This is a genomic window from Rhizobium sp. FY34, assembly GCF_005222845.1.
Lineage (GTDB): Bacteria > Pseudomonadota > Alphaproteobacteria > Rhizobiales > Rhizobiaceae > Neorhizobium.
On sequence record NZ_STFZ01000006.1, the window covers coordinates 232,326 to 244,770 of the forward strand.

Consider the following 12,445-nt stretch of genomic DNA (forward strand, 5'->3'; position numbering starts at 1 on the left):
TGAAGGACCGGAAACAATGTCTATTCTCGTTAATAAAGACACGAAGGTCCTGGTACAGGGCTTGACCGGCAAGACCGGTACCTTCCACACCGAACAGGCGCTGGCTTACTACGGCACGCAGATGGTCGGCGGTATCCACCCGAAGAAGGGTGGCGAAACCTGGACCGGCTCCAAGGGCGAAAGCCTGCCTATCTTCGCAACGGTTGCCGATGCCAAGGAAAAGACCGGCGCAGATGCGACCGTGATCTATGTTCCGCCGGCAGGCGCTGCCGATGCCATCATCGAGGCAATCGAAGCCGAAATCCCGTTCATCACCTGCATCACCGAAGGCATTCCGGTCATGGACATGGTGCGGGTGAAGGCCAAGCTCGAAAAGTCGAAGTCGCGCCTTCTCGGCCCCAATTGCCCCGGCATCCTGACGCCGGAAGAATGCAAGATCGGCATCATGCCGGGCTCGATCTTCCGCAAGGGTTCGGTTGGTATCGTCTCGCGCTCGGGAACGCTCACCTATGAAGCCGTGTTCCAGACTTCGAACGAAGGCCTCGGCCAGACGACGGCTGTCGGCATCGGCGGCGACCCGGTCAAGGGCACCGAGTTCATCGACGTGCTCGAAATGTTCCTCGCCGACGACGCCACGCAGTCTATCATCATGATCGGCGAAATCGGCGGCGCTGCCGAAGAGGAAGCTGCACAGTTCCTCATCGACGAAGCCAAGAAGGGCCGCAAGAAGCCGATGGCAGGCTTCATCGCCGGCCGGACCGCTCCCAAGGGCCGCACTATGGGCCATGCCGGCGCAGTCGTTTCCGGCGGCAAGGGCGATGCCGAATCCAAGATCGAAGCGATGGAAGCCGCTGGCATCAAGGTTTCGCCGTCGCCGGCACGTCTCGGCAAGACGCTGGTTGAAGTTCTCAAGGGCTGACGCCACATCAGCGTAAGCTGATAAGCTTTGGGCAGGCGAATCAGAGGATGGTTCGCCTGCTTTTACCGCAGCTCAAACTGGCATCTTCCGGTTCGGTGCGGATAAACAGACTGAAAGCGACGGTCGGCGCTTAAAGATCCGGCCCCCAATTACGTCAGGAGGCGGGCGTCAAAGCCTGCGTAGAGATCATGGCACGGCAAGAAGCCAACGAGCAGTTTCTCATCACCTCGTTCCTCGATGGCGCGAATGCCGCCTATATCGAGCAGTTGTATGCGCGCTACGAGGAGGATCCGAATTCTGTCGGTCCCGAATGGCAGTCCTTTTTCAAGGCGCTGGCCGACAATCCGGAAGACGTGAAGAAGGCCGCCCAGGGCGCCTCATGGCAGCGCAAGAACTGGCCGATTGCCGCGCATGGCGATCTGGTTTCGGCGCTGGACGGCAACTGGCCGGTTGTTGAAAAGGTGATCGAGAAGAAGGTTCAGGCCAAGGCAGAAGCTTCCGCCGCCACCACTGGCAAGGCTCTTGATCCTTCTGCCGTGTTGCAGGCCACGCGCGACAGCGTGCGCGCCATCATGATGATCCGTGCCTATCGCATGCGCGGCCACCTGCATGCCAAGCTTGATCCGCTGGGCCTTGCCGTCCCGGTCGAGGATTATAACGAACTGTCGCCGACGGCCTATGGCTTTACCGAGGCAGATTACGATCGCAAGATCTTCATCGACAACGTGCTGGGTCTGGAATACGCGACCATTCGCGAAATGCTGGACATCCTTCAGCGTACCTATTGCTCGACGCTCGGCGTCGAGTTCATGCACATTTCCAACCCGGAAGAAAAGGCCTGGATCCAGGAGCGTATCGAAGGCCCCGGCAAGGGTGTCGAGTTTACGCAAAACGGCAAGAAGGCCATTCTGCAGAAGTTGATCGAGGCCGAAGGTTTCGAGCAGTTCATCGATGTGAAGTACAAAGGCACCAAGCGTTTCGGTCTCGATGGCGGTGAATCGCTCATCCCGGCGCTGGAGCAGATCATCAAGCGCGGCGGCCAGGATGGTCTGGAAGAAGTTGTGCTCGGCATGGCCCACCGCGGCCGCCTGAACGTTCTGACCAATGTCATGCACAAGCCGCATCGCGCGGTGTTCCACGAGTTCAAGGGCGGTTCGTTCAAGCCTGATGAAGTCGAAGGTTCCGGCGACGTGAAGTACCATCTCGGTGCCTCCTCCGATCGCGAATTCGATGGCAACAAGGTTCACCTGTCGCTGACGGCAAACCCGTCCCACCTGGAAATCGTCAACCCCGTCGTCATGGGCAAGGCGCGCGCCAAGCAGGACATGCTGGCGAAATCCTGGGATGGCGATGTCATTCCGCTGAAGGAACGCGCCAAGGTTCTGCCTCTGCTGCTGCATGGCGATGCCGCCTTTGCCGGCCAGGGCGTTACCGCTGAAATTCTCGGCCTGTCTGGCCTGCGCGGTCACCGCGTTGCCGGCACGCTGCATTTCATCATCAACAACCAGATCGGCTTCACCACCAATCCGGCCTATTCGCGCTCGTCGCCCTATCCGTCCGACGTTGCCAAGATGATCGAAGCGCCGATCTTCCACGTCAATGGCGATGATCCGGAAGCGGTTGTCTATGCGGCCAAGATCGCCACCGAATTCCGCATGAAATTCCACAAGCCGGTCGTCGTGGACATGTTCTGCTACCGCCGCTTTGGCCATAACGAAGGCGATGAGCCTGCGTTCACGCAGCCGAAGATGTACAAGGTCATCCGTGCCCACCAGACGGTTACCGAGATCTATGCCGCACGCCTGATTGCCGAAGGCCTGATTTCCGACGGCGAATACCAGAAGATGAAGGCCGATTGGCGCGCCCATCTGGAACAGGAATTCGAAGCCGGCCAGAGCTACAAGCCGAACAAGGCCGACTGGCTGGACGGTCAGTGGTCGGGCCTGCGCTCGGCCGACAATGCCGACGAGCAGCGCCGTGGCAAGACGGCCGTGCCGATGAAGAGCCTCAAGGAAATCGGTCGCAAGCTGTCGACCATTCCAGAAGGCTTCAATGCCCACCGCACCATCAAGCGTTTCATGGACAACCGTGCGCAGATGGTGGAAACCGGCGAAGGCATCGACTGGGCCATGGCGGAAGCCTTTGCCTTCGGTTCGCTTGCCGTTGATGGTCACAAGGTGCGTCTCTCCGGTCAGGATTGCGAACGCGGCACGTTCAGCCAACGTCACTCGGTTCTCTATGATCAGGATACCGAGGAGCGCTATGTTCCGCTGGCTAACCTTTCGCCGACCCAGGCCCGCTACGAAGTCATCAATTCGATGCTGTCGGAAGAAGCAGTGCTTGGTTTCGAATACGGCTATTCGCTGGCCCGTCCGAATGCGCTGACGCTGTGGGAAGCCCAGTTCGGCGATTTCGCCAACGGTGCGCAGGTTGTCTTCGACCAGTTCATCTCGTCTGGCGAACGCAAGTGGCTGCGCATGTCTGGTCTCGTCTGCCTTCTGCCGCATGGCTATGAAGGCCAGGGTCCGGAACACTCCTCCGCCCGTCTTGAGCGCTGGCTCCAGATGTGTGCCGAAGACAATATGCAGGTTGCAAACGTTACGACGCCAGCCAATTATTTCCACATTCTGCGCCGCCAGATGAAGCGCGACTTCCGCAAGCCGCTCATCATGATGACGCCGAAGTCTTTGCTGCGCCATAAGCGCGCCACCTCGACACTGGCGGAAATGGCGGGCGAAAGCTCGTTCCACCGCCTGCTCTGGGATGATGCCGAGGTCATCAAGGACGGCCCGATCAAGCTCCAGAAGGATGCCAAGATCCGTCGCGTCGTGATGTGCTCCGGCAAGGTCTATTATGACCTCCTGGAAGAGCGCGAGAAGCGCGGCATCGATGATATCTATCTCCTGCGCCTGGAACAGCTCTACCCGTTCCCGGCCAAGGCGCTGATCAACGAGCTGTCGCGCTTCCGCCATGCGGAAATGGTGTGGTGCCAGGAAGAGCCCAAGAACATGGGCGGCTGGTCCTTCATCGATCCGTATCTGGAATGGGTGCTGGCGCATATTGATGCCAAGTACCAGCGTGTACGCTATACGGGCCGCCCGGCGGCCGCTTCTCCGGCAACGGGCCTGATGTCGAAGCATCTGGCGCAGCTCGAAGCCTTCCTCGAAGACGCGCTCGGCGGCTGAGTTCAGCCGCCCCGTCTGAAGTTCAACGACATCGGTTAAAAACGGAAACAGATCATGGCCACCGAAATTCGCGTCCCAACCCTCGGCGAATCCGTCAGCGAGGCAACCGTCGGCACCTGGTTCAAGAAGGTAGGCGACACGGTCAAAGCCGATGAGCCGATCGTTGAACTGGAAACCGACAAGGTTACCGTCGAAGTCCCGGCTCCGGCTTCGGGTATTCTGACGGAAATCATCATTGCCGCCGGCGAAACGGTCGGCCTCAATGCGCTGCTCGGCCAGATCGCCGAAGGCGCTACCGGTTCTGTGGCCGCGTCCGCTCCGGCCGCCGCTGCCCCTGTTGCTGCCCCGGCACCGGCTGCCGTTGCAGCGCCAGCCGCTTCCGGCACAGCCATGCCGGCTGCACCGGCTGCAGCCAAGCTTGCCGCCGACAACAATATCGCGACGTCTGACGTCGATGGGTCCGGCAAGCGTGGCCAGGTTCTGAAGGGCGACGTAATCGCTGCCATCGCCAAGGGCCCGGCAGCGCCGGCTCCGTCCCCGGTTGCAGCTGCTCCGCGCGCACCGTCTGCCACGCAGGATGCGGTTCGCGAAGAGCGTGTGAAGATGACGCGCCTGCGCCAGACCATTGCCAAGCGCCTGAAGGATGCCCAGAACACAGCCGCCATGCTGACCACCTATAACGAGGTGGACATGTCTGCGGTGATGGATCTGCGCAACCGCTACAAGGACGTGTTCGAAAAGAAGCATGGCGTGAAGCTTGGCTTCATGGGCTTCTTCACCAAGGCCGTGACCCACGCGCTGAAGGAACTGCCGGCCGTCAACGCGGAAATCGACGGCACGGACATCATCTACAAGAACTACTGCCACGTCGGCATGGCCGTCGGCACCGACAAGGGCCTCGTCGTTCCAGTCATTCGTGATGCCGATCAGCTGTCGATTGCCGGCGTCGAGAAGGAACTTGGCCGTCTCGCCAAGGCTGCCCGCGATGGTTCGCTCGGCATGGCCGACATGCAGGGCGGCACCTTCACCATCACCAATGGCGGCGTCTATGGTTCGCTGATGTCTTCGCCGATCCTCAATGCGCCGCAGTCGGGCATTTTGGGCATGCACAAGATCCAGGACCGTCCGATGGTTGTCGGCGGCCAGATCGTCATCCGTCCGATGATGTATCTCGCGCTCTCCTATGACCACCGCATCGTGGACGGCAAGGAAGCGGTCACCTTCCTGGTGCGCGTCAAGGAAAGCCTGGAAGATCCCGAACGCCTGGTTCTCGATCTCTAATAACGAAGGAAGGAGGACGAGATGGATCAGATCGCTCAGCATGCGACGCCCTATATGGCGCTTCTGGTGCTCAGCATCGTGCTTCTCGTCCTCCATGTCATGCTGCAGGGGTTTCTCGCCACGCGCGAACTTGGCTCCAAATGGAATGCCGGGCCGCGCGACGAGGGGCGTAAACCTGCGTCACCGCTTGCGGGACGCGCCGAACGCGCCTCGCAGAACTACCGCGAAACCTATCCGGCCTTTGTCGGCCTTATTCTTGCGCTGGCCTTCTATGGCGATGCGAGCGGCTGGGGTCTGGTCGGCGGCTGGCTGTGGTTTGTCTGCCGCATCGGCTATATTCCGCTTTATCTTCTCGGCATTGCCTATATCCGCTCGCTCGTCTGGCTCGGTTCGCTGGCTGGCCTCGTGCTGATGATCATTGGATTGTTCGCATGACCCATCAGTATCTCCTCGAACTTGCGTCCCTGATGGCGATCTTCGCCTTCGCTATCGTCTCGCCTGGTGCGGATCTTGCCATGGTCATGCGCCAGTCTCTGGTGCATGGACGCCGACAGGCAATCATCACCAGCTTCGGCATCGGCACTGCGCTGATGTTTCACGTCACCTATACGATCCTTGGCCTCGGGCTGATCATTTCCCAGTCGATCACGCTGTTCAACATCGTCAAATGGTGCGGCGTAGCCTACCTCCTCTATATCGGCGTGAAGGCACTGCGCGCTGGCCGGGCCGACCTGTCGGTGACGGCGGATGGCGACGCGGCAGATGCACGTCACCAATCGGGTCTGCGTGCCTATGGTCTCGGCTTTGCTGCCAATGCGCTGAACCCCAAGCCGGTGTTTTTCTTCCTGTCGATCTTCTCCACTGCCGTCAGTGCCCACACGCCCATGCTGATGAAGTTCGGCTATGGCCTGGTCATGGCAAGCTGCCTGATTGCCTGGTTCGTCGGTGTGAGCATTTTTCTCACCACGCCACGCATGCGGGCTGCCTTTTCGCGCGCCAGCCAGTGGATCGACCGGGCCAGCGGCCTGGTCTTCATTGCGCTTGGCCTGAAGCTTGCTGTGCAGAAAGCCTCGTAGGGAAGGACGACATGCCGACGGATCAACAACCAGTCCTGCTTGTCACCGGTGCCAGTCGCGGCATCGGTGCATCTGTTGCCGTGAAGGCTGCAGCTGCCGGCTGGGCAGTCGTTATCAACTACCTGTCCAATAGGCAGGCGGCAGAGGCAGTCGCAAATACGATCACGGAGGCGGGCGGCGTAGCACACATTGTGCAGGGCGATACCGGAACCGAGGAGGGGATAGCCGCGATTTTCGCGATGATAGACCGTGAGTTCGGCCGTCTCGATGGCCTTGTCAACAATGCCGGCGTGGTGGATCAGACGGCCCGTGTCGATGAAATGTCGCGCGAACGGCTGGAGCGCATGTTTGCCATCAACGTCATCGGCAAGATCCGCTGCGCTTCGGAAGCGGTGAAGCGCATGTCGACGCGGCATGGCGGCAAGGGCGGCACCATCGTCAATATCTCGTCCATGGCCGCCGTTCTCGGCAGTGCCGGACAATATGTGGATTATGCGGCGGCCAAGGGCGCTGTTGATACCTTTACCATCGGGCTCGCGCGCGAAGTGGCTGCGGAAGGTATCCGCGTCAACGCCGTGCGGCCCGGCATTATCGATACCGATATCCATGCCTCCGGCGGCCTGCCGGATCGCGCACGGGATCTGGCACCCCTAGTGCCCATGCAACGCGCCGGTACGGCGGATGAAGTGGCAGAGGCGGTGTTGTACCTCCTGTCGCCGCAGGCATCCTATGTGATCGGCGCCATCATGAATGTCAGCGGCGGCAGATAGAACGCCCGAACGAAGGACTGGACTCCATGGCTTATGATCTCATCGTAATCGGCACCGGCCCCGGCGGCTATGTCTGCGCTATCAAGGCGGCACAGCTCGGCATGAAGGTTGCCGTCGTTGAAAAGCGCGCAACCTTCGGCGGCACCTGCCTCAACATCGGCTGCATTCCCTCCAAGGCCCTTCTGCATGCGTCTGAAGTGTTTGCCCATGCCAGCCACGGCATGGCCGATCTCGGCGTCGAAGTGTCCGGCACCACGCTCAATCTCGACAAGATGATGGGCCACAAGGATGCGACGGTGAAGGCGAACGTCGATGGCGTTGCCTTCCTGTTCAAGAAGAACAAGATCGAAAGCTTCATTGGCACCGGCAAGATCGTTTCGGCCGGCAAAGTGTCCGTCACCGCTGACGACGGCACCGTGCAGGAACTGGAAACGAAGAATATCGTCATCGCCACCGGCTCCGATGTTGCCGGCATTCCGGGCGTGGCCGTCGAGATCGACGAGAAGGTCATTGTCTCCTCCACCGGCGGCATCGCGCTGGACAAGGTTCCGGGCCACATGGTCGTCGTCGGCGGCGGCGTCATCGGCCTGGAACTCGGTTCGGTCTGGTCGCGTCTCGGCGCAAAGGTCACCGTCGTCGAATATCTCGACAGCATTCTTGGCGGCATGGATGGCGAGGTTTCCAAGCAGTTCCAGCGCATTCTTGCCAAGCAGGGCATCGAATTCAATCTCGGCGCCAAGGTGACCGGCGTTGAAAAGACGGAAAGCGGCGCCAAGGTGACGTTCGAGCCCGTCAAGGGCGGTGACGCCCAGACAATCGATGCCGATGTGGTTCTGGTTGCCACCGGCCGCAAGCCCTTCACCGCTGGCCTTGGCCTGGAAGAAGCGGGCGTCGTGCTCGACAATCGCGGTCGCGTCGAGATCAATGGTCACTATGCCACGAATGTTGCCGGCATCTATGCCATCGGCGATGTGGTGAAGGGTCCGATGCTCGCCCATAAGGCTGAAGATGAGGGCGTGGCGCTTGCCGAAATTCTGGCCGGCCAGCATGGCCATGTGAATTACGATGTCATTCCGGGCGTCGTCTATACCCAGCCGGAAGTCGCCTCTGTTGGCAAGACCGAGGAAGAGCTGAAGGCTGCTGGCGTTTCCTACAAAGTCGGCAAGTTCCCCTTCACGGCAAACGGTCGCGCGCGCGCCATGCAGGCGACCGATGGTTTCGTGAAGGTTCTGGCCGACAAGGACACAGACCGGGTGCTCGGCGTTCACATCATCGGCCTTGGCGCCGGCGAACTGATCCACGAAGCAGCCGTTCTGATGGAATTCGGCGGTTCGTCGGAAGATCTCGGCCGCACATGCCATGCGCATCCCACCATGTCGGAAGCCGTGAAGGAGGCCGCACTCGCCACCTTCTTCAAGCCGATCCACATGTGATCGACCCGATCCTTCGCGTCTTCAAAGCCGTCGTCTGTTGATCAGGCGACGGCTTTTTGCTGTGTGACCGCATGTCGCATAACCAATTGCACTCTTGTGCTGGCCGGATGGCGGAACGGAGCCTATCATCCGCACATGAAAGCTGTGGCACACCCATCGTCCAAGCCTTTTTCCAGACAGGTGCCATTGCCGCATCCTGCTCTTCTTCAGGCCGACTGGGCAGATTGTTACGCGCTCACTGTTCCAGCAGAACCGCGACCCCTGGCAATCGATGCTGCTCATATGGCGCTTGGCTGGTTTCCGCTCTGGGCTCGACTTTTGCTCAGGCTGCGCAACGCGCTTGTGAAGCCTTTCGGGGTGCAGTCATCCCGCGATATTGCCGCGACGCGGAAAAACCTGATCGGCTTCTTTCCCATCGTCAGCGCGTCGGACAGGCAGGTCGTGCTCGGGTTTGACGATTCTCATCTGGACTTTCGATTGGTTGTCGATGTCATTGACCAGGGACCAGCAGCGGCTTTGGTTGCAGTCACAACCCTGGTCCATCGCAAGAACCTGTTCGGGCGTATCTATATTGCCGTCGTCACGCCGTTCCACCGCCTGATCGTCAAGGCCGCACTTGGCAATGTTGCGCGGCGCTTGGCGGTGGTGCACTGACGACGAGTGCGCCCCTGTCGGAATCTGTTGTCACCGCGGTCTTCAAGCCGATTCTCATGTCATTCATCAAGTTTTTGACGAAATTTTCGACATGAAGGAAGGCCCCGCTTGTAACACAGGCGGTGTCCTCTAGTTTGGAGACAGCAGTAACCTTTTGTAAAGGTGACGATATGTCTCCGCTTTCTTATTCCATTCCACAAAGGGCCTTGCACTGGGGCATGGCTTTTCTGATTTTATTCAACCTGCTTTTTGCCGATGGTATGGAACATTGGAACAGGCTCGTGGCGCGCGGCGAAACGGTGACCCCGGATGATGTGGCTTCCGCCAATATTCATGCCTATGTCGGGATTGCCATTCTGGTGCTGGCTGTCGTGCGCCTCTGTCTGCGCTTTGTGCAGGGTGTGCCCGTGGCATCCGACGTCGAGCCGCTGCCGCTGCGCCTTGTTGCCCACATCACCCATGGTCTTCTCTATGTGCTGTTGTTTGCCATGCCGCTTGCCGGGATCGGCGCCTATTACTTCGGCAATGAGACAGCTGGATTTGTCCATGCGGATGTGTTGAAGATCCTGCTCTGGGTGCTTCTTGCCGGCCATGTCGCAGGCGCGCTGGTGCATCAGTTCTACTGGAAGACCAATGTTCTGGCGCGCATGACAAAGGGTGTCTGAAGAGGGGTATCACTCCACCCGCGTGACGGCAAAACCCTGCTGGCGCAAAAGACTGACCAGACCGTCGGGCCCGACCAGATGCAGGGCACCGACGGCGACGAAGGCGCCGCCATCCTTCAAAATGGGGGCAGCCCGTTCCGCCATCCTGTGGTTTCGCTTGGTGACGATGCGTTCTTCGAATTCTGCATAGCCTTCGCCATCGGCACCGTCCGGGGAAACCGCCTTCAGCATGGGCATGGTCATGCCGACATCGCCGGAGAGATAGAGTTCGGTCATGGTGAACATGACGTCGTCCATTCGGTCACCGAGCGTGATCATTTCCATCAGCGATTTGATGTGGAAATCGGTTGGAATAGAGGCCATTGCCGAGAGCTGTTCCTCCATGGTTTCCAGCCCCTTTACCGGCTTGTCCGCGCGCACCGCATCCTCGGCAATCTGCTTGTCGAGGAAGGAGGCGCCCTGCGCCTTGCGGGTGAGTTCGCAGGCAGGCAGGGCAATGAAGCTCGACAGCATCCAGGGCTGCATGCGCGAGACGGCAGCAAGCGGAATGCCGCGCGTCTTCAGGCCAGCCTCGAGCTTGGCAAGGTCCCCGGCAGACAGATAGGACTGGATCGTCTTGCCATCCGTCATCATGGTGAGCGCCGGCTTTGCCAGCATCTTGGCCATGGCCTGCTGTTCGTTGAGGATCTCGTCGGATTCCACCACGATCACCTTGGCACTGCTTTTTGCCTCAACGGCGCCATTGGGCATGGCCAATACGCGCGGATCGGTCACATGCATGGTGCCGAGCAGATAGGAGGGGGCAAGGCCGGGCTTGTCGATCTTCCAGAACAGGCCCTTGCCGTTTTCCACCTTGGCCGCCTCGGCTTCCACCCTGGCATAGGCGGCTGGATTCTGCGCCTTCAACTGCGTCAGCACGTTCGTGCCACGGCAGGCCATATCCTGACCTTGCGCCCGCGCCGGCTGGGCAAAGCCCATGACCAGTAGGAAGGAGAGGAAGGCTGCCGCATGCAGCGCGGCGATCAGCCAGAGAGCGATATCGCTCGGGCGGCGCGGGGAGCGAAAGATGTCGAAGGCCGGGTGCGTGTTCATGGCCGATTTCCTACCGTTCTTTGCCTCCACGGAGGCTTAACGCCTATGGTTAATGGCATAGCGGCGCGGCAAAATCGTGATTGGTTCAGGCGCGCGGATGGGCACGGTCATAGACGTCGAGCAGCCGTGCCTGATCGACGCCGGTATAGACCTGCGTGGTCGACAGACTGGCATGGCCGAGCAGTTCCTGGATTGAGCGCAGGTCGCCGCCGCCGGCCAGAAGATGCGTGGCAAAGGAATGGCGAAGCGCATGCGGCGTGGCGCTGTCTGGCAGGCCCAGCGCACCGCGCAGCTTCTGCATTTCACGCTGGATCACGCCAGGATTGAGCTTGCCGCCGCGCGCACCGCGAAACAGTGGCTCATCAGCGGCCAGATGATAGGGACAGAGCTTCTGATAGGCCGCAATAGCCTGGGGAACGATAGGCAGAAGCGGCACCAGCCGCGTCTTGCCACCCTTGCCGGTGACACGCAGCGTGGTTGCGCCTTGCGCCACATCGGCGGGCGTCAGGTCCAGCGCTTCGGAAATACGCAGACCGCAGCCGTAAAGCACGGTCAGGAGGGCTGCGTCGCGCGCGGCAATCCACGGTTCCTCATGCAATTGTGCCTGCGTCGTCACCAGTTCCAGCGCCTGTCGATCCGAAAGCGGCTTGGGCAGTGATTTGGGTTGTTTGGGGGCGCGGATGGCGCCGGCGGCTGCAGCATTGGCAAGGCCATTGCGCTCCAGATAGCGCAGGAAGGAGCGAAGGCCGGCCAGATGCCGGCCGAGCGAGCGGGCGCCGGAGCCTTCGCGACGCCGCTGCGCCAGAAACGAGCGCAGATCCGCCGTGCGCAGCGTGTGGATATCGGAAAGCGTGGCCGGCCCGCCGAGATGGCGGGTGAGAAAAGCCAGGAACTGGCGCGTATCGCGCTCATAGGCTTCCAGCGTATTGGCAGCCAGACGCCGTTCGTTTCCAAGGTTTTCCAGCCACTGCCGGCGCTTGTCCAGAAGCTCTGGCGTTGCAAGGATGAGGATTTCGTTCACGGCATATCCGTTGACGTTCTGTTTCAGCGCTCCACATTGCTGCGCGTGGGGTTACCAATTCGCTAAGCCAAGGCGTTGTCATAGTTATACCAAGTGTCGATGATAGGAACCCATTGCGTGGGACCGGAGACGTTCATCCGGCAAGGAGCATACCGGAGAGCGATGCTTTTGGCATCGGTCGAGGATTGCGACATAGCCGGTGAACGAAATCCGGCCCATGCGAAGGACCGGGTGCTTTTGCCTCGCGGACGTTGTCGAAAATCCTCGCCGGACCGAAAGGTCCGACTGCGGTTTTCTCCTAGCCGGAAATCAAAATCGCTCCGGCGCAATAGGTTCGTATCATCGAGAT

The 12,445-nt window shown here is 60.2% G+C and carries 11 protein-coding genes; 9 read left to right on the plus strand and 2 right to left on the minus strand.

Translation table 11 applies throughout. The features are described from left to right. The first annotated feature begins 16 nt into the window (after window positions 1-16). From sucD to E8M77_RS04465, 9 genes are all read left to right on the plus strand, one after another. Window positions 17-919: a succinate--CoA ligase subunit alpha gene (gene sucD / locus E8M77_RS04425; protein ID WP_137129404.1), complete on the plus strand. Its 903-nt coding sequence runs from the start codon at window positions 17-19 to the stop codon at window positions 917-919. Between the two features lie 188 nt (window positions 920-1,107). Continuing rightward, on the plus strand, window positions 1,108-4,104 hold the full coding sequence (locus E8M77_RS04430; protein ID WP_137129405.1) for a 2-oxoglutarate dehydrogenase E1 component: 2,997 nt from the start codon (window positions 1,108-1,110) through the stop codon (window positions 4,102-4,104). Window positions 4,105-4,158: 54 nt separating this feature from the next. After that, window positions 4,159-5,385, plus strand: coding sequence for a 2-oxoglutarate dehydrogenase complex dihydrolipoyllysine-residue succinyltransferase (odhB, locus tag E8M77_RS04435; protein WP_137129406.1), 1,227 nt, complete (start codon window positions 4,159-4,161; stop codon window positions 5,383-5,385). A 21-nt stretch (window positions 5,386-5,406) separates the two neighbouring features. Then, window positions 5,407-5,820: an MAPEG family protein gene (locus E8M77_RS04440; RefSeq protein WP_137129407.1), complete on the plus strand. Its 414-nt coding sequence runs from the start codon at window positions 5,407-5,409 to the stop codon at window positions 5,818-5,820. Next, entirely contained in the window at window positions 5,817-6,461 is a 645-nt protein-coding gene (locus E8M77_RS04445; RefSeq protein ID WP_137129408.1) for a LysE family translocator, read from the plus strand. The genes E8M77_RS04440 and E8M77_RS04445 overlap by 4 nt, the downstream gene beginning before the upstream one ends. Before the next feature lie 11 nt (window positions 6,462-6,472). Beyond that, window positions 6,473-7,231, plus strand: a complete 759-nt coding sequence (locus E8M77_RS04450) for an SDR family oxidoreductase (RefSeq protein ID WP_137129409.1) — start codon at window positions 6,473-6,475, stop codon at window positions 7,229-7,231. Between the two features lie 26 nt (window positions 7,232-7,257). Then, window positions 7,258-8,664, plus strand: coding sequence for a dihydrolipoyl dehydrogenase (gene lpdA / locus E8M77_RS04455; protein WP_137129410.1), 1,407 nt, complete (start codon window positions 7,258-7,260; stop codon window positions 8,662-8,664). 135 nt (window positions 8,665-8,799) lie between these two features. Beyond that, window positions 8,800-9,318, plus strand: coding sequence for a DUF2867 domain-containing protein (locus E8M77_RS04460; RefSeq protein ID WP_137129502.1), 519 nt, complete (start codon window positions 8,800-8,802; stop codon window positions 9,316-9,318). A 170-nt stretch (window positions 9,319-9,488) separates the two neighbouring features. Then, window positions 9,489-9,983 (plus strand): cytochrome b/b6 domain-containing protein, encoded by a 495-nt coding sequence (locus E8M77_RS04465; protein ID WP_137129411.1) that lies wholly within the window; start codon window positions 9,489-9,491, stop codon window positions 9,981-9,983. Between the two features lie 9 nt (window positions 9,984-9,992). Here E8M77_RS04465 and E8M77_RS04470 read toward each other — a convergent pair whose 3' ends face one another. Together E8M77_RS04470 and E8M77_RS04475 are read right to left on the minus strand one after the other, a co-directional pair. Then, entirely contained in the window at window positions 9,993-11,075 is a 1,083-nt protein-coding gene (locus E8M77_RS04470; protein ID WP_137129412.1) for a TraB/GumN family protein, read from the minus strand. 85 nt (window positions 11,076-11,160) lie between these two features. Then, window positions 11,161-12,096, minus strand: a complete 936-nt coding sequence (locus E8M77_RS04475; RefSeq protein WP_137129413.1) for a tyrosine recombinase XerC — start codon at window positions 12,094-12,096, stop codon at window positions 11,161-11,163. Between the last annotated feature and the right edge of the window lie 349 nt (window positions 12,097-12,445).

Excerpts from the sequence above, each read along its gene's own strand:
- sucD (WP_137129404.1), top strand. The coding sequence starts at position 17 with ATGTCTATTCTCGTTAATAAAGACACGAAGGTCCTGGTACAGGGCTTG.
- E8M77_RS04430 (WP_137129405.1), top strand. The coding sequence starts at position 1,108 with ATGGCACGGCAAGAAGCCAACGAGCAGTTTCTCATCACCTCGTTCCTC.
- odhB (WP_137129406.1), top strand. The coding sequence starts at position 4,159 with ATGGCCACCGAAATTCGCGTCCCAACCCTCGGCGAATCCGTCAGCGAG.
- E8M77_RS04440 (WP_137129407.1), top strand. The coding sequence starts at position 5,407 with ATGGATCAGATCGCTCAGCATGCGACGCCCTATATGGCGCTTCTGGTG.
- E8M77_RS04445 (WP_137129408.1), top strand. The coding sequence starts at position 5,817 with ATGACCCATCAGTATCTCCTCGAACTTGCGTCCCTGATGGCGATCTTC.
- E8M77_RS04450 (WP_137129409.1), top strand. The coding sequence starts at position 6,473 with ATGCCGACGGATCAACAACCAGTCCTGCTTGTCACCGGTGCCAGTCGC.
- lpdA (WP_137129410.1), top strand. The coding sequence starts at position 7,258 with ATGGCTTATGATCTCATCGTAATCGGCACCGGCCCCGGCGGCTATGTC.
- E8M77_RS04460 (WP_137129502.1), top strand. The coding sequence starts at position 8,800 with ATGAAAGCTGTGGCACACCCATCGTCCAAGCCTTTTTCCAGACAGGTG.
- E8M77_RS04465 (WP_137129411.1), top strand. The coding sequence starts at position 9,489 with ATGTCTCCGCTTTCTTATTCCATTCCACAAAGGGCCTTGCACTGGGGC.
- E8M77_RS04470 (WP_137129412.1), bottom strand. The coding sequence starts at position 11,075 with ATGAACACGCACCCGGCCTTCGACATCTTTCGCTCCCCGCGCCGCCCG.